The organism is Rhodococcus sp. NPDC079359, from assembly GCF_040702585.1.
Lineage (GTDB): Bacteria > Actinomycetota > Actinomycetes > Mycobacteriales > Mycobacteriaceae > Rhodococcoides.
The window spans coordinates 38,143-54,815 of sequence record NZ_JBFBLH010000013.1 but is presented as its reverse complement, the minus strand read 5'-3'; the positions used below and the strand labels follow the sequence as shown (position 1 = coordinate 54,815).

Below are 16,673 nucleotides of genomic sequence, written 5' to 3'. Positions count from 1 at the left end.
AGAAGAACGCCTCCGGGCCTGCAGTGACGCAGGCCCGGAGACCACTGAACTACTGAGCGAGGTCGTCGACCGTGGCAGCTTCGTTGCGGGAGAGGTTGATTCCCAGGTTGGCTGCGGCACGCTCGAGGTCTTCGTCGTCACCGTCGGCCATCGTGATGGCAGCGCCGTCCGAGGACAGCACCTCCACGTTGAGGCACAGCGACTGGAGCTCCTTGAGGAGCACCTTGAAGGACTCGGGGATACCGGGCTCGGGAATGTTCTCGCCCTTGACGATCGCCTCGTACACCTTCACGCGGCCGACAACGTCGTCCGACTTGATGGTGAGAAGCTCCTGCAGCGTGTACGCGGCACCGTAGGCCTGCATGGCCCAGCACTCCATCTCACCGAAGCGCTGTCCACCGAACTGGGCCTTACCACCGAGGGGCTGCTGCGTGATCATCGAGTACGGCCCGGTCGAACGAGCGTGGATCTTGTCGTCGACCAAGTGGTGCAGCTTGATGATGTACATGTAGCCCACCGACACCGGGTACGGGAACGGCTCGCCGGAGCGGCCGTCGAACAACGTGGCCTTACCGTCGGATCCGACCATCTGCTCGCCGTCGCGGTTGGGAATCGTGCTCTCCAGCAAGCCGGCGAGCTGATTCTCCTTGGCACCGTCGAACACCGGGGTGGCGATGTTGCTGTCGGCCGGAGCCGCCAACATCTCCTCGGGCAGACGCTCGGCCCAATCGGGCTTCGTGCCGTCCGCGGCGATCTGAACGTTCCAACCGGTCTTGCCGATCCAACCCAGGTGGGTTTCGAGGACCTGACCGATGTTCATACGACGCGGAACACCGTGGGTGTTGAGGATGATGTCGATCGGGGTGCCGTCGGGCAGGAACGGCATGTCCTCCTGCGGGAGGATCTTGCCGATGACGCCCTTGTTGCCGTGACGGCCGGCGAGCTTGTCGCCGTCCTGGATCTTGCGCTTCTGAGCCACGTAGACGCGGACCAGCTCGTTGACGCCGGGAGGCAGATCGTCGTCGTCGTCGCGCGAGAAGACGCGGATGCCGATGACCTTTCCGTTCTCGCCGTGCGGAACCTTGAGCGAGGTGTCGCGAACTTCGCGAGCCTTCTCACCGAAGATGGCGCGCAGCAGGCGCTCTTCGGGGGTCAGCTCGGTCTCGCCCTTCGGCGTGACCTTTCCGACCAACACGTCGCCGTCACGAACCTCGGCACCGATACGGATGATGCCGCGCTCGTCGAGGTCTGCGAGGACCTCGTCGGAGACGTTCGGGATGTCGCGAGTGATCTCCTCGGCACCGAGCTTGGTGTCGCGAGCATCGATCTCGTGCTCCTCGATGTGGATCGACGTGAGAACGTCCTCTTCCACGAGGCGCTGCGACAGGATGATCGCGTCCTCGTAGTTGTGGCCCTCCCACGGCATGATCGCCAGCAGCAGGTTCTTGCCGAGTGCCATCTCACCGTTCTCGGTGCAGGGGCCGTCGGCGAGGACCTGGCCGGTCTCGACGCGCTGTCCCTCGTCCACGATCGGACGCTGGTTGGCGCAGGTGCCCTGGTTGGAGCGCGCGAACTTACGCATCCGGTAGGTCTTGCGGGTTCCGTCGTCGGCCATGACCGTGACGTAATCGGCGGAGACCTCTTCGACGACACCGGTCTTCTCGGTGATGACGACGTCACCGGCGTCGACAGCTGCACGCAGCTCCATGCCGGTTCCGACGATCGGCGACTCGCTGCGAACCAGCGGGACGGCCTGACGCTGCATGTTCGCGCCCATCAGGGCACGGTTGGCATCGTCGTGCTCGAGGAACGGGATCATCGCGGTTGCGACGGACACCATTTGGCGCGGCGAGACGTCCATGTAGTCGATGTCGTCGGACGAGACGAACTCGACCTCTCCACCCTTACGACGGACGAGAATCTTGTCCTCGATGAAGTGACCCGAGTCGTCGACCGGAGAGTTCGCCTGCGCGAGCGTGTGGCGATCCTCCTCGTCGGCGGTCAGGTAATCGACATCGTCGGTGACCTTGCCGTCGACGACCTTGCGGTACGGGGTCTCGATGAACCCGAACGGGTTGACGCGTGCGTACACCGAGAGCGATCCGATCAGGCCGATGTTCGGGCCTTCCGGGGTCTCGATGGGGCACATGCGGCCGTAGTGCGAAGGGTGCACGTCGCGGACCTCTAGGCCGGCGCGCTCACGAGAGAGACCGCCGGGTCCCAGTGCCGACAGGCGACGCTTGTGCGTCAGACCCGACAGCGGGTTGTTCTGGTCCATGAACTGCGAGAGCTGGGACGTTCCGAAGAACTCCTTGATCGCAGCGACGACGGGACGGATGTTGATCAGGGTCTGCGGCGTGATCGCCTCGACGTCCTGAGTCGTCATACGTTCGCGCACGACGCGCTCCATGCGGGACAGGCCCACGCGGATCTGGTTCTGGATGAGCTCGCCGACGGTACGCAGACGACGGTTACCGAAGTGGTCGATGTCGTCGACCTCGACCGGAACCTCGACGCCGTCGGGTGCGGTCATCGAGGTCTCACCTGCGTGCAGACGCACCAGGTACTCGATGGTCGCGACGATGTCTTCCTCGGTGAGGGTCGACGCCACGATGGGCTGACCCGAGTTGAGGCCGAGCTTCTTGTTGATCTTGTAGCGACCCACGCGAGCGAGGTCGTAGCGCTTGTCCTTGAAGAACAGGTTCTCCAGCAGGGTCTGCGCCGACTCCTTGGTCGGCGGCTCGCCCGGACGCAGCTTGCGGTAGATGTCGAGGAGTGCCTCGTCGGTACCGGCGGTGTTGTCCTTCTCCAGCGTGGCCATGAGGATCTCGGAGAAGCCGAAGCGCTCCGTGATCTGCTCGGTGGACCAGCCGAGAGCCTTCAGCAGCACCGTGACGGGCTGGCGACGCTTGCGGTCGATGCGGACACCGACGGTGTCGCGCTTGTCGACGTCGAACTCGAGCCATGCGCCGCGACCGGGGATGACCTTGACGCTGTGCAGGTCCTTCTCGGTGGTCTTGTCGATCGAGTGATCGAAGTAGACGCCCGGAGAACGCACCAGCTGCGAGACGACGACACGCTCGGTGCCGTTGATGATGAAGGTGCCCTTGTCGGTCATCATCGGGAAATCACCCATGAAGACCGTCTGGCTCTTGATCTCACCGGTGTTGTTGTTGATGAACTCGGCCGTGACGAACAGCGGAGCCGCGTACGTCATGTCCTTGTCCTTGCACTCATCGGTCGAGGCCTTGACCTCGTCGAATCGTGGGTCGGAGAAGGAGAGAGACATCGAGCCCGAGAAGTCCTCGATCGGAGAGAGCTCGGTCAGGATGTCCTCGAGTCCACCGGCGACACTGCTGTCTCCGCGGGCGGCGGCACGGTCACGCCAACTCTGCGCACCTACCAGCCATTCGAACGAATCCGTCTGTACATCGAGGAGACCGGGTACCTCCAACGGCTCGCGAATGTTCGCGAACGAAACCCTCCTCGGGGCTCCCGGTGTTCCGACAACTGCCTTGGTCTGGCTAGAGACTGCCAAGATGCGTCCTTCCAGCACCTCACGCGGGTCGCTCGTGCAGTGCGACCGCCGCTGTATCTGTTTGCTATATGTGGGGCGAATTTCGGCTGGTGCAACCAGACCGAATCCCCATCACAGCGGCCCGAAAACGTGCTTTCGGGTAACAGCGATCGAGAGGTGGACAGGAGGCAGCCAGCGCAACGTCCAAAGGTACCCCAAATGTGCGCACAGCGCAACGGGGGCATCAAAAGTAGCACCCGGGGTCCATTCACGCGCCGACTCGACGAAAGCGTGTCGCCTGCCGAACGCCCAGAACCACTGCGCTCATCAAACCACTGCGCTTCAGAAACCACTGGGGGTGCTCCTGACGACAAGAGTGAACCGTGCCGCCCCCTTCGTCAAGAGGTTCGGCCCGATCCGTTTTCCGAGAGACTGCTCCCGAACCGGTCGCGTCAATGAACCACTGCACCGCCGAGACGTGTGCAACGGTCCATTGACGCAGTCGAGGGCGGGCCACCCGGCGGGGACACCGCCCCTGCCGACTACCGGTCGGCCTTGCGCCACCGCGTGGCCTCGGCGAGCGCGAACCCGTGGACATCCGCCAGCTCACCCAACCGCTCGACACTGTCGCCGTCGAGGGTGGTGCCGATGCTGCGCAGTCCGAACTCGCCCGACAACGCGATCAGCATCGTCTCGGCCATGCAGGCATACGTCAGACCTGGAGCCAACCCGTAGGTCAACCCGAAATCCGAACCCGACGGCACCCGCACGATGCCGCCGTCGAACACCGTCACGTCGGGCCGCTCACGGCGCACGTCCCGGCCGATGTTCGGCGGCTGCGCAACATCGCAGACGATGGCACCCTCCATCAGATCCGTCGGATCGATCAGCGCATGCGGTGCCGACGTCGCGGCGATGACGATCAACGAATCCTTCACCGCAGCAACAGGATCGGTGAAGAACTCGACATGTCGCGACCTGGTCAGATCGTCCAGATCACCGTCGACCGCGTGCGCGGCACCGGCCAGATCTCCCGAACCCGTCCCGGCCCGAGCGCTCGCCACCATCTCCTGCGCGGCCGCCCACAGCTTGGGTGCGACGACCGAACTCTCCCCCTTCCTGCCGACCAACACGACGGCGCCGACCTCGCCGGCCAACTGCATGCCGATCGTTCGCCCGATCGCCCCGGCGGCACCGAGAATCGTCACCCGAGCCCCCGCGACATCGATACCGCGTTCACGGCACACGCGTCGAACAGCCCGCAGACTCGCCGCAGCGGTGAACGTGTTGCCGGTGGTGATCGGTCGCGTCGTCGCGCCGAGGCCCAACCCGTTCCCGGTGATCACCGACGAATAACCGCCCAACCCGACCACCGTCGCACCGCGTGAGATCGCCAGGTCGACGGCACCGCCGACCACCCGCAGCGCCTGCTCGGTCGGCAGACGCAGCAACTGCTCGGAGGTGTACGGCAGCCCGATCAGATCGCCGTGCGCCGTCGCCTCCTCACCCCCGACGACTCGGCCGCTGCCGATGACGAACGACGCAGGTTCGAGCTCGGACGTCGATGCCGCGAACCGCTCGAGCAGGTCCTGCCGCTCGCCGTGGTCGAACACCTCCAGCGCCGGATCGAACGCAGCGAAGAATCCGAGATCGAGAGGATGCGCGATGAACGCGAAGCGTCGATCGGCCGGTCGCACAGCGATATCCGGCGTCCGACCCGGGCGCAACGCCTCGAGCGCGGGCGGAGTGGCGACGGTCGGGCGGCCCAGCAGATGCCCGAACAATCCGTCCAGGTCCCCCACCGCCGCATACCCCAATGCCCGATCCAACGCCGCGACCAGCCGCGAGCACTGCACCGCCGACACCGTCAACGGTGGTTCGATCCGAAGCACCCTGTTACCGAACAGAGTCGGAGCCACACGTATCCCCTCGACATCGAGCAGGTACGAGCAGATCACCACCGCCAGATTGTGTTGATCGGCAATCGATCCCAGCAACGACTGCCGCCCGACGAAGTTCACGTCCGCGGTGAGTTCCAGGCCCAGCAACAGTCCGCGACCGCGCACCTCGGTGACCACCGACGGATATTTCTCGGCCAGCACGGAGAGATCGTTCTTCAGCTGCCGCCCGAGAACGGCCACGTTCTGCACCAGAGCGCAGTCGTCTCGAGTCAACTCGTCGAGAACCGCGATACCGACCCGCGCGGCCAACGCGTTCCCGGCGAAGGTCGACGTGTGACGGAGCGCGAAACTTTCGTCCACCAACCTCGGCGCACACAACACCGCACCCACCGGCACGATCCCTCCCCCGAGCGCCTTGGCCACGGTGAGAATGTCCGGCACCACACCCTCGTGCTCGGCGGCGAACATCCTGCCGGTCCGGCCGAGCCCGGTCTGCACCTCGTCGAGAGCCATCAGCACCCCGTGCCGATCACAGATCTCCCGCACGCGGCGCAGGTACCCGTCGGGTGGACACACCACCCCGCCCTCACCCTGAATCGGCTCCACCAGAAACACCGCATAGTGCCCGGGTGCCGCCGCCAGGGCCGCATCGAGTGCGTCCGAATCACCGAACTCGATGTGATCGAATCCCTCGACCGGTGCACCGAAACCGCTCTGGTACTTGATGTTTCCCGTCGCAGACAAAGCGCCGAGAGTCTTGCCGTGAAAACCGTTCCCGGTGGTCAGTACACCCAGCCGACCGGTGTGCGCTCGTGCGATCTTGAGCGCCACCTCGGTGGCCTCGGTACCACTGTTGACGAACGTCGTCCGCGTCAATCCGTCGGGTGCGATGCGCCCCAACCGATCTGCCAATTCACCCGCTGCCGTCAGCACCGACGGCTGCACGAAGATCGCCTCCCCGCTGCATCGAACATCGTTGATCGCCTGCCAGATCGGAGTGGGGCCGTGACCGAACGGCAGCGCCCCGTATGCACCCGCGAAGTCCAGATAGCGACGACCCGCGGCGTCGAACAGAACCGTCCCGTCGCCCCGCACGTACTCGCGATCCAAGTTCAGCGCAGACAACAGCCGATACAGTTCGGGATTTACGTGCTCGGCAAAGCCCGAACGACCGGACCTGGATTCCAGCGCGAAATAATCGATGGTTGTGTCAGTCATGACCAGCATGCTCCGTTTTCATCGGATCCACCCCTGGCTGTCGAGCGTCTATTGGTTGTCTCGAACAACCAGGGCTCGCCCCAAGCCAGGACGCAATCGCGATGGTAACTCGGTGGCCAGCCGGTGACAGACGGCCGAAAAGCGCACGAAAAAGCCCCGTCCGAGCAGGAATTCTGCGTCGAACGGGGCCGGATCGAGTGCTGTTGTGACGCCTACTGATCGTCGATTGCCGACAGCTTCCAGGTGCCGTCGACCTTCTCCATGTTCACCGTCAACGGGCCCTCGGCACTGCCCGATGCGACACCGTTCTGCGTGGCACTGATGTTCACGTTGGCGATCAGTTCCGCCATGCCATCCTCCAGCCGCGAGACGCCGATATCGGTGACCATGGCTTCGGTTCCCGTATCCGTCTGCACCACAGCCGATTTGGTGGTTTCCGCGGTGGAGTTGAACTCGTCGAGCATCGACTGATTGAGCACCGCACGAGCGGCATCGAAATCGGCGTCGATCGTGGCGGCCTTGTACGTGTACAAGGTTTGCAGCGCGTCGGTCGCGGCCGAAGTGACTTCCTGCGTCGCCGCGGAATCCACCCAGGCTGCGTTGTCGATCGTGGCGAACGGCTTGAACGCGGCAACGGCAGCGAACGCACCGAGCACAACGGCTATGACCGCAACGACGATGACGTGCTTGTAACCGATCCCCGACGCCGACGCGGCGGCAAGGTCGGTCGACGCGGAATCGGCTGCGGGCTCAGCGGTCACAGACTTGTCGGTTGCTGCCTTGTCGAGCACAGGCTTATCGGCAGCGGGTTTGTCGGTTGCCGGCTTCTCGAGCACAGGCTTGTCGGTAGCGGGCTTATCGGTTGCCGGCTTGTCGAGCACAGGCTTGTCGGCAGCGGGCTTGTCGGCTGTGGGCTTGTCCGATACGGGCTCGGTGGGCGGTGTCGTGGTGACCGCCGAAGTCTCGGTCGCAGCGGACGCCTCGGCACCGGTCGAGTCCGTGGCGGAGTTGGCAGCAGTCGGCTTCCCGGTACCGGCCACCTTCCGGCGAACTTTGCTGGTGGTGGTGGGTGGAACAATCTTGCGACGCTGGGGAGGCACTACAGAACTCCTTCGAAACTCACTTCGGTACAGACGGAAAACACCAATGCCGGATCTCTCAGTTGCCGCCGGCGTCGGGCTGAGGAGCCGGCGTCGCTTCCGCACTGGGGTCGGCCGCATTCGGATCGGCGGCATTCGGATCGGCGGGGCCGCCCGGTTCGTTCGGGATGACGGGGTTGGTGCTGGGGTTGTCGAGCGAGATCCGCGAACCGATCGGGTCGACCTTGTTGGTCTTCCACACCCCGTCGATCTCTTCCATGGCCAGGCTCATCGTCAGCTTGCTGCGCTCGATGCGGTCGGGCCAGGTAGTGGTCGTCGCGATGACCACGAGAGCGGTGGCGGTGTTCTCGTCCGTGCTCAGCTCGGTCAACGTTCCGTGCAGCACCTCGGCGTCGCTCTTGGCACCGGACTGACGAACCTGGTCGGTGATACCCGACCGCGTCTGCTCGAGGTCGTTGAGCATCAGGTCGCCGGTGATGGACGACTTCATGTTGTCGAACGACTGGTCGATGTTGGCCGCGTCGACAGTGTTGAGGTTGACGGCCGCTTGCTGAGCGCCGGTGAGAGCAGAGTCGCGGGTGTCCGCGGTGGGCTTCTGACTCAGCAACGCATTGCCCCAGCCGTATCCGAAGAACACGGCCGCTGCGAGGGCCGCCACGGCGATCACCGTGACGACGGCAAAGAGGATTTTCGCGGTCTTGTTACGCCCTGGAGTCGCTGAGGACTCCAGGGCTTCGGTGCTCGAGTTCACACTTTCCACCCTACTACTCGGTAATATCCGGCCGAACCACTCTCGGCCCGACGATAGTGCTGAGCAGCAGTTCCACCGATTTCACTACTTCGGCGTGACGCCGATCAGCGGTGCCAACTGGGTGGCAATGGGGTTGAGGTTCAGCTTCTCGGGATCGACCTTGGGCTTGAGGTCCCACGGCTGCGGCACGTCCGGATCGGCGAACACGATTCGGTTCGCGCTACGAACACCGGTGACGCTGCCCTGCGGCGTAGCGCAGTTCGCATCGAGGTTCAGCGGGTAGTTCTCCCGCGTCTCGTCGAAGTTCGGATTCTTCCGCTTCTCCTCGTCCAGGATCGCCTGGCTGCCCTCGTAGCCGACGGTGCACGGCGGCGGGTTGTTGGTTTCGAGCAACAGACCCTGATGGATCGTGCCGTCGTCCGGGACGATCGTCGAGATACCGGCACCGAGTGCAGGCAGGAACGTCAGGAACGGACGAAGCGCAACGTACCGAGGTTCGGCCTGAGCAGCAACCAGGGCCAGGTTGTTGATATCGGTCGTCAGAGCAGGACCCGCATCGGTGATGAGGCCACCGAGCTGGTCGCCCGCCGCAGTACCGGTATCGATCAGGCGACGGATGTCCGGATCGCTCGACTTCAGCTGAGCCGTCACCTCGTCCAGGCTGGTACTGAACTGTCGAATCAGGTCCGACTGCTCGGACTGCGTGTTCAGCACCGGCACCGCATCGCGAACCAACGCGAGCGTCTGCGGCAGGGCCTCGTTTCCAGCCTCGGAGATGTTCCCGAGCGAATCGACGAGAGAAGCGAGATCGTTGCCCTTACCGTCGAATGCGACGCCGAGCTCGTTGACGACTCGCGTCAACGTCTCCAGCGGTACCGACCGAACCAGCGTGTTCGTGTTGGCGAGAACCTCTTCCACCGGCACCGGCGTGGTGGTGTCGGCCTGCGCAATCTGTGACCCTTCGACCAGGAACGGGCCCTGATCGGTCTCGGGCTGCAGGTCGACGTACTGCTCACCGATTGCCGATCGGTTGGCCACGACGGCCTTGGTGTCGGCAGGGATGTCGGGGCCACCGTTGTCGAGCATGAGCGCGACTCGGATGCCGTCCTCGGTCAGTTCCAGATCTCCGACGGTTCCCACCGGGACACCTCGGTAGGTGACCTCGGCGTTGGAGAAGATGCCACCGGAATCGGCGAGGTTCAGATCGACCTGGTACTGCCCGAAGCCGAGCATGTTGTCAAGTCGCACGTACTTGGCACCGACATAGACCGACCCCAGTACGGCGACCACGACGAAGAGGACCAATTGAATGCGAACCAGTCTCGATCTCACTGTCCAACTCCGAATCGCTCGAGCAGATCGTTCAACGGTGCGAACGGATCGGCCGGTGCGGGCGCGGCGGCCGCCGCTGCCTGCTCGTTCGCAGGTGCACCAGGGCCGGGAACCGGTGACGGGATGATCGGCGGCAACGGCAGCAGCGAGATCGTCGGCCAACCCGGGCGCGGTCCGTTGCCGTTGTAGTACGGATTCGACGGGTCGACGACGGGCAGCGTGTTGCCGTACTTGGGCTGGATGTAGACCGGATCGCCCTCCCCGACGCCGAAGTTGCGCAACGCAGTTCCGATCGACAGGTCGAGCGAAAGGAACAGGTTCGCCGAGTTGCCCTCGATGATTTTCTCGGTGCCGTCCGCGAACGGCAGGGTGGGGATCACCGCGAGCGAGCTCACCACGTCGTCCGCCGAATCGGCCAGGGCCTGGAGCGTGGGGCGTAGTGCCCGCAGGTCCGCGATGAGATCGTCCTTGGAACGGTCGATCACGTCGGTGCCGACGGCTCCGAGACGGTCGAGCGCTCCGAGCATCTCGGTCAGCTGCGGGCGCTGCTGCTCGAGAACCTCGGTGGCGATCGGCAAATCCTTCAGCACTGCGTCGATCTTGTCGGTCTGCGTGTTGACGCGGCCGCTGAGAGTGTCCAGCCCGTCGATGGCGCGGGTGATGTCGTCACGCTGCTGGTTGAGGCCGTCGATGAGGGTGTTCGCTTGCTGCAGAAGCTCTTTGGTTCTGCCTTCGCGACCGTCGAACGCCGTGCTCAGTTCCTTGACGATCGGCGAGAGCTGCCCGACACCGCCGCCGTTGAGCAGCAGCGAGAGCGCACCGAGTACCTGTTCGATATCGGTGGCATGGCGGGTGCGATCGAGCGGGATCGTGGCCCCGTCCTGCAGACGCGCTGCTTCCTCGTCGCCAGGAGGTGCCGAGAGCTGCACGAACTTCTCGCCCAACAGGTTGGTCTGTTGCACCGATGCGATCGCGTTGGCCGGAAGGTCGACGTCGGAATTCAAGATGACGTTGACGTCGGCGGTCCAGCCGTCGTTCGGGACCGTTATCGAGTCGACGCGGCCGACCGAGACGCCGTCGACCTTCACGGTCGACTGCGGGACGAGGTCCAGTACGTCGTCGAACTGCACCGTCAGGTTCAACGGGTTCTCACCGACGTCGGCACCGCCGGGCAGCGGTATCGCGTAGATGCCGGCCGACGAGCATGCTCCGGCCGACAGCGCCACCACGCACGCACCGGCTCCGACCACCAAAGAACGCTTCACTCGAGCTCGATTCCGATTCACAGAGGCTCTCACTGTCCCCCACCTCCGATGTACGACTGCTCCAGTCCGGGCATCGAGCTGTTTCCGAGCCTGGGCGAGACGACGCCAGGCACGGTGCCCGGCACGGACACGTTCTGCTCGATGTCGTTGGTGAGAACGCCGAACGGCAGCACGATCCGGTTCTGGTCTTTGATCGGGGCCTGGATCATCGTGGTGATGTTGGAGCACTGATCGATGATCGGCTGAATCTGCGCACCGAGTGCTTCGAAGCGCGGATCACCGGGAACCAGCTTTCCGAGATCGATGAGCTGACACAGGGTGCCGAGCGGATCCTGGGTCTCGTTCTGGAGATTGGCGCGCGTGGCGAGCGTTCCCGACTCGGCGTCGTAGGCGTTTACCAGGTTGCTGATGGCCAGCGGCAGCAACGTGAGCGTTTGCACCAGCTGCTCGCGGTTGTCGGCGAGTGTCTGCGTCGGAACCGTGAGACCGTTCGCGGCATCGGTCAGTTGGGTCCGGTTGTCCGCGACGAACGTCGCCACGTCGCCGAGCGAGACCGACAGCTGTTGGAGTGCAGCTCCGAGGTCCTCTCGCTGCCCCGACAGGAAACCGGTCAGGTCGGCCAACTGGGTGTTGAAGTTGCGTACCTGCTGATCGTTGACGGCCAAGGCGCTGACGAACGTCTGCAGGTTCTTGATCGTGTCGAACACGTCGGTGCGCGAGTCACTCAACGTTCGACCGGCGGCCGAGAGCTGGGTGATGCTGTTGCCCAACGCTTCACCGTTGCCGTCGAGGTTGGCTGCACCGGTGTTGACCAGATCTGTGAGAGCGCCGTCCTTGTTCGCGCCGTCCGGACCGAGGGCGGTGGACAGGTCGTCGATGGACTTGTACAGCTCGTCGACCTCGACGGGTGTTGCGGTTCGATCGCGACCGATCGTCGCGCCGTCGGCCATGGTGTCGCCGCCGGTGTAGGCGGGTGAAACCTGGACGTAGCGGTCGGCGACGAGCGACGGGGTGACCTGCACCGCCTTTGCGTCCACAGGAATGTCGACCCCACGGTCGACGCGGAGGACGACCTCCACGTCTTCGCCTTGCGGCGTCACGGAGTCGACCGTACCGACCTTGACGCCAAGCACGCGCACCTCCGAGCCGGAATAGATGCCGATCGACTTGTCGAAGTAGGCGGTGATCTTGGTCGTTCCGGCCCTGGTGAACAGCCACCAGCCGGCGACCGCGAGGACGAGCGCCACGGTCACGACGACGGCGATCAGCGCGAGCTTGTTCTTGCTTCTCGGTGCTGTCTGCGTGTCTGTCATCAGTTCCCCGCCAACGTATCGAGCGAGGGCTGGCGGTAACCAGGTATCAACGGAACTCCGGGCGGTGTGAGGTTTGCCAGCGTGATGTCTATCCACCGGCCGTTGCCGGTCAGATTCGTGTACAGCCGAATGAACGGTTCGTACAGCTTCAGCGCACGGTCGAGGTTGTCGTTGTTGCGCTGCAGGATCTCGATGGTGCCGTTGAGCTGCTGCAACATCGGGTTGATGGTGGCCTCGTTGTCGCGAACCAGGCCGGTCAGCTCTTGCGACACTCGCTGAGTGCCGGTGAGCAGCTGCGAGATGGCCTGCTGCCGATTGTTGAGCTCTTCGAGAAGCGGGCCCGCGTCGGTGATCAGTTGGTTGAACTGCTCGTTGCGGTCGGCCAGCACCTTCGAGGTCTCGCCGGTGGCCTCGAACAGCTTCTTCAGTTCCTCGTCACGGCTGGCCACGGTCTGCGATAACCGAGTCACACCGTCGAGCGAGGCACGGATGTTCGCAGGCGTCTCGGAGAACGCCTCGGACAGGGTCCGCATGCTCGTCGCCAGCTGATCGGTGTCGATGTCGCTGATGGTCGAGGCCGCAGCGGAGAACGCGTCGATCACGTCGTACGGGGACGTGGTGCGCTCGAGCGGAATCGGGTCCTTGGGGCTCAACGTCTCCGGACCGCTCGGGTCGAGCGCCAGATATTTCTGCCCCAGCACAGTCTTGATGGCGATGGCCGCTCGCGACTCGTTGCCGACCCAGGCGTCCTTGACCGTGAAGTCCACGAGCACCCGGTCGCCGTCGAGACGCACATCGGTGACCTTGCCGACCTTCACGCCCGCGATACGGACCTCGTTGGGCGGCTTGAGCCCTGCTGCCTCGCTGAACTCGGCGGTGTACACCGAACCCGCACCGATGATCGGGAGCCGGTCGAGAAAGAAGACCGACATCGTGGCGAGCAGGATGATTGCGATACCTAGCGCACCGATGGTGGCCGGACTACGACGAGATTTCATTGCTTGATCCCCCCAGCTTTGCAACGCGCTGCGGAGTTCGTGTACAGCGGCTGGTTGACGGTCGGCAGCCCGGTCGGCAGATTCAGATTCGGCGAACTACCCGGTCCGGCGACGATGTCGATACCGCACAGATAGAAGGTGAACCAGGATCCCTGCTGGGCCGTGCGAATGAGCTTCTCGAGTTTGACGGGCAGAATTCCGAGGACCGTGTCCACGTCGTCGCTTCGTCGGTTGACTGTCTCGGCCAACGTGTTCAACGCAGTCACCGAACCCTGGATCGACGGCCTGGTCGGCTCGAGCAGGTCGGCGGTCGCGTTGGTCAGGCCGGCGAGCGACGTCACGGCGGAGCCGACGACACCACGGTCGGCCGACAGGCCCGAGACGAGCTGCTGCGTGTTGACGATCAGGCTGTCGAGCTGCCCGTCGTTCTGGTTCACCGTCTCCAACACGTTGTTCAGATTGGTGATGACCTGCCCGATGACCTGATCCTTGTCGGCGACGGTGTTGGTCAGGGTCGCCGTATTGGTGACCAGTTCGTTGATGGTGCCCGACTCCCCCTGGAACACCTGAATGATCTGGTACGACAGCTTGTTGACGTCATCGGAGCTGAGCGTGGTGAACAGCGGGCGGAAGCCGTCGAAGAGCGTGGTCAGGTTCACCGCAGGCTTGGTCCGCTCCAACGGAATGGTGGCACCGTCGGTGATCTTCCGACCCTGATCTCCCGAACCCTGCTCGATGGCGATGTAGCGCTGGCCCACCAGGTTCCGGAATCGGATGGTCGCCGTCGAACTGGCCGGGAGCCAATCACGACTGCTCAGAGTGAAGTCCACCTTGGCTTCGCGCTCGTTGGCGATCTCGATCTTGTCGACCTGGCCGACACGAACGCCCGCGATACGAATCTCGTCGCCCTCGTTGAGAGACGTGACGTCCGTGAACACAGCCGAGAACTTGGTGCCGCCGCCGCCGCTGGAATTGGCGATGGTGAAGGCAAGGGTGGCCGTAGCAATGATCGTAATCACGGCGAACACGACCAACTTGATGATCGGCGCGAGAAGGCCTCTCATGGCACGGTCACCTCCACTCCTCTCAGTGCCGGTGCGCCGATAGCGGCCGCCCACGACGGAATACTGTCCGGTGCAACACCACTCGCCTGTCCGTAGATCACGGCCAGAGTGTCGCGCTCGAAGTCGGAGCCCTCGTAGCTCGCCGGCTGCGCGGATGCGGAGACGGCGGGAACGATGGAACTCTGGGCAGACTTCGGTGGTCCCTGTCCTTCGATCACCTGCGGGCCCGGGTTCCGGGTCGGCACCTGGTAGGAACCGTCGTTGATCGAGCCTCCCGGATACTGCGGGAAGAACTCCCCCGGCGCCGCGGGCTCGAAACAGGTGGCTCCGCGATCGTCGAACAAGCGCGGCTCGTCCTGGTTCGGCAAGTAACGACCCTTCGGGTTGACGAACGGTGCGGAGACGTTGATGCCGGGGTACTCGTCGCCCTCACCGAGTACGACTTTTCCGCGCCTGGCACCTTCGGCGAAATAAGTGAACGTGCAGCCGAACGTCGGGGAGAACTCGGCCAGCAGCTCGAGCGCTTCCCGAGAGTTCGCGGCCAATCCGATCAGGTTCTCGGAGTTGGTCTGTAGAAAGTCCGCAGTGGTGTACGACGCCGAGGTCAGGGAGCCGTACAGCGTGTCGAGGCTGGACTGCCGCTCGACCACGGTGTTGCCCGTCGTCCGCAAGTTGTCCAGCGCCGAGACCAAGTCCGGTGCCGCGTCTGCGTAGGTCTGCGAGAAGTCGGCCAGCCCGACCAACGTCTGCTGGATGTTCGGCAACTCCGTGTTCAGACCCGACACGATGTTCGTCAGGTTGTCGATGGTCTGGCCCAGTTGCTCACCGCGCCCGCTGAGGCCCTGCGCCAACGACCCGAGGGTGTTCGCCAGATCCTGTGGCGGAATCGCCTGCAGCAGTGGAAGCAAGCCGTCGAGCAACTGCCCGACCTCGATGGCGTTTCCGCTGGTGTCCTGTTTGAGGACCGTGCCCTCGGAGATCGGCGACGCCGCATCGTTCTCGGGCACGATCAACGAGACGTAGCGCTCACCGAACAGTGTCTTGGGAAGCAACCGTGCCGTCACGTTCGACGGAATCAGCGGTGCCTTGTCCGGATCGATGGCGAGCTGCGAGGTCACGACGCCGTCGACGGTGGACGCCGAGCGCACCTCGCCGACGATCATTCCGCGCACCTTGACATCCGCGTTCATCGGCAGCGCGTTGCCGACCGAGTCGGTTTCGAGGCTGACTTTCACCACATCTTTGAACGTCTTGTTGTAGGACGTGATGCTCCACCCCAGGAACAGGATGAGCACCAGGAAGAACGCCAAACCGAGGAGTACTCGCTTCAGTCGCGACGGCGAGTCGATCATCCCGCAACCCTCACTGTGGTGGTCGTGCCCCAGATGGCGAGGCTCAAGAAGAAGTCCAGTACGGCGATCGTGACGATCGCGGTACGAACGGCACGGCCCACTGCGACGCCGACACCGGCAGGTCCGCCAGAGGCGTGGTAGCCGTAATAGCAGTGGATCATGATCAGGACGAAGGCGAATATCAGCACCTTCAAGAACGAATACAACACGTCTTCCGGAGGTAGGAAGAGGTTGAAGTAGTGGTCGTAGGACCCCGTGGACTGCCCGTTGAAAATGGTGCTGATCCCTCGGGATGCGACGTACGACGCCAACAGCCCGACGATGTACAGCGGGATGACGGCCACGAAGCCTGCGATCATGCGGGTGGTCACGAGGAACGGCACGCTGGGTACGGCCATCACCTCGAGCGCGTCGATCTCCTCGGAGATTCGCATGGCACCGAGCTGGGCGGTGAAACCACAGCCGACGGTGGCCGAGAGTGCCAGTCCTGCGACAATCGGCGCGATCTCACGGGTGTTGACGTACGCGGACAGGAATCCGGTGAGCACGGAGCTACCGAGCTGTTCGAGGGCTGCATAGCCCTGTAGACCGACGACGATGCCGGTGAAGCCGGACATCATCACGATCACGCCGATGGTCCCACCGATGACGGCGAGCGCACCGCTGCCGAAGGTGACCTCCGCCAGCAGGCGGAGCACCTCCTTCTTGTAATGCACTGCGGTCTTGGGAATCCACCCGATGGCCCGCAGGTAGAACGACATTTGCTCGCCTGCGCGGTCGAGCACGTTGAGCGGGGCGTTGCCGACGCGCTTGACGCGCATCAGCGTGCGGTCACCGCGACCTCTTGCGATCGTCATCGCGG

Annotated in this window: 11 protein-coding genes; all 11 read right to left on the bottom strand. The window is 64.0% G+C overall.

Going from position 1 to position 16,673, the window contains the following annotated elements; all coding sequences use genetic code 11:
• Positions 1 to 49 precede the first annotated feature (49 nt).
• The 11 genes from rpoB to AB0362_RS23360 all read right to left on the bottom strand — a co-directional run bounded on the left by rpoB (position 50) and on the right by AB0362_RS23360 (position 16,668).
• Positions 50 to 3,556, bottom strand: coding sequence for a DNA-directed RNA polymerase subunit beta (gene rpoB / locus AB0362_RS23410; protein ID WP_094687957.1), 3,507 nt, complete (start codon positions 3,554 to 3,556; stop codon positions 50 to 52).
• A gap of 503 nt (positions 3,557 to 4,059) precedes the next feature.
• A complete protein-coding gene (locus tag AB0362_RS23405) occupies positions 4,060 to 6,636 on the bottom strand; it encodes an aminotransferase class III-fold pyridoxal phosphate-dependent enzyme (protein WP_317810727.1) in 2,577 nt (858 codons plus the stop codon).
• Between the two features lie 212 nt (positions 6,637 to 6,848).
• The gene (locus AB0362_RS23400) at positions 6,849 to 7,736 is read right to left on the bottom strand and encodes a hypothetical protein (RefSeq protein ID WP_317810728.1); all 888 of its coding nucleotides are present in this window, start codon (positions 7,734 to 7,736) and stop codon (positions 6,849 to 6,851) included.
• 58 nt (positions 7,737 to 7,794) lie between these two features.
• Positions 7,795 to 8,487: a hypothetical protein gene (locus tag AB0362_RS23395; protein WP_317533365.1), complete on the bottom strand. Its 693-nt coding sequence runs from the start codon at positions 8,485 to 8,487 to the stop codon at positions 7,795 to 7,797.
• An 84-nt stretch (positions 8,488 to 8,571) separates the two neighbouring features.
• Positions 8,572 to 9,819 carry an MCE family protein gene (locus AB0362_RS23390; protein WP_068283782.1) on the bottom strand — a complete coding sequence of 416 codons (1,248 nt, stop codon included), beginning with the start codon at positions 9,817 to 9,819 and terminating at the stop codon, positions 8,572 to 8,574.
• On the bottom strand, positions 9,816 to 11,084 hold the full coding sequence (locus AB0362_RS23385; RefSeq protein ID WP_027498220.1) for an MCE family protein: 1,269 nt from the start codon (positions 11,082 to 11,084) through the stop codon (positions 9,816 to 9,818). Before AB0362_RS23385 ends, AB0362_RS23390 begins: the two co-directional genes overlap by 4 nt.
• A 29-nt stretch (positions 11,085 to 11,113) precedes the next feature.
• Positions 11,114 to 12,397 (bottom strand): MCE family protein, encoded by a 1,284-nt coding sequence (locus AB0362_RS23380; RefSeq protein WP_027498221.1) that lies wholly within the window; start codon positions 12,395 to 12,397, stop codon positions 11,114 to 11,116.
• Complete coding sequence (locus tag AB0362_RS23375) at positions 12,397 to 13,395, bottom strand: MCE family protein (protein WP_008713869.1); 999 nt, start codon at positions 13,393 to 13,395, stop codon at positions 12,397 to 12,399. The genes AB0362_RS23380 and AB0362_RS23375 overlap by 1 nt, the downstream gene beginning before the upstream one ends.
• Positions 13,392 to 14,459 carry an MlaD family protein gene (locus AB0362_RS23370; RefSeq protein ID WP_027498222.1) on the bottom strand — a complete coding sequence of 356 codons (1,068 nt, stop codon included), beginning with the start codon at positions 14,457 to 14,459 and terminating at the stop codon, positions 13,392 to 13,394. The genes AB0362_RS23375 and AB0362_RS23370 overlap by 4 nt, the downstream gene beginning before the upstream one ends.
• Positions 14,456 to 15,811: an MCE family protein gene (locus AB0362_RS23365; protein ID WP_008713865.1), complete on the bottom strand. Its 1,356-nt coding sequence runs from the start codon at positions 15,809 to 15,811 to the stop codon at positions 14,456 to 14,458. Before AB0362_RS23365 ends, AB0362_RS23370 begins: the two co-directional genes overlap by 4 nt.
• Positions 15,808 to 16,668 carry an ABC transporter permease gene (locus tag AB0362_RS23360; RefSeq protein WP_027498223.1) on the bottom strand — a complete coding sequence of 287 codons (861 nt, stop codon included), beginning with the start codon at positions 16,666 to 16,668 and terminating at the stop codon, positions 15,808 to 15,810. The genes AB0362_RS23365 and AB0362_RS23360 overlap by 4 nt, the downstream gene beginning before the upstream one ends.
• Positions 16,669 to 16,673 lie beyond the last annotated feature (5 nt).

What these genes read in the sequence shown, in the direction of transcription:
- AB0362_RS23405 (WP_317810727.1), bottom strand. Translation starts at nt 6,636, where the DNA reads ATGACTGACACAACCATCGATTATTTCGCGCTGGAATCCAGGTCCGGT.
- AB0362_RS23380 (WP_027498221.1), bottom strand. Translation starts at nt 12,397, where the DNA reads ATGACAGACACGCAGACAGCACCGAGAAGCAAGAACAAGCTCGCGCTG.
- AB0362_RS23375 (WP_008713869.1), bottom strand. Translation starts at nt 13,395, where the DNA reads ATGAAATCTCGTCGTAGTCCGGCCACCATCGGTGCGCTAGGTATCGCA.
- AB0362_RS23370 (WP_027498222.1), bottom strand. Translation starts at nt 14,459, where the DNA reads ATGAGAGGCCTTCTCGCGCCGATCATCAAGTTGGTCGTGTTCGCCGTG.
- AB0362_RS23365 (WP_008713865.1), bottom strand. Translation starts at nt 15,811, where the DNA reads ATGATCGACTCGCCGTCGCGACTGAAGCGAGTACTCCTCGGTTTGGCG.
- AB0362_RS23360 (WP_027498223.1), bottom strand. Translation starts at nt 16,668, where the DNA reads ATGACGATCGCAAGAGGTCGCGGTGACCGCACGCTGATGCGCGTCAAG.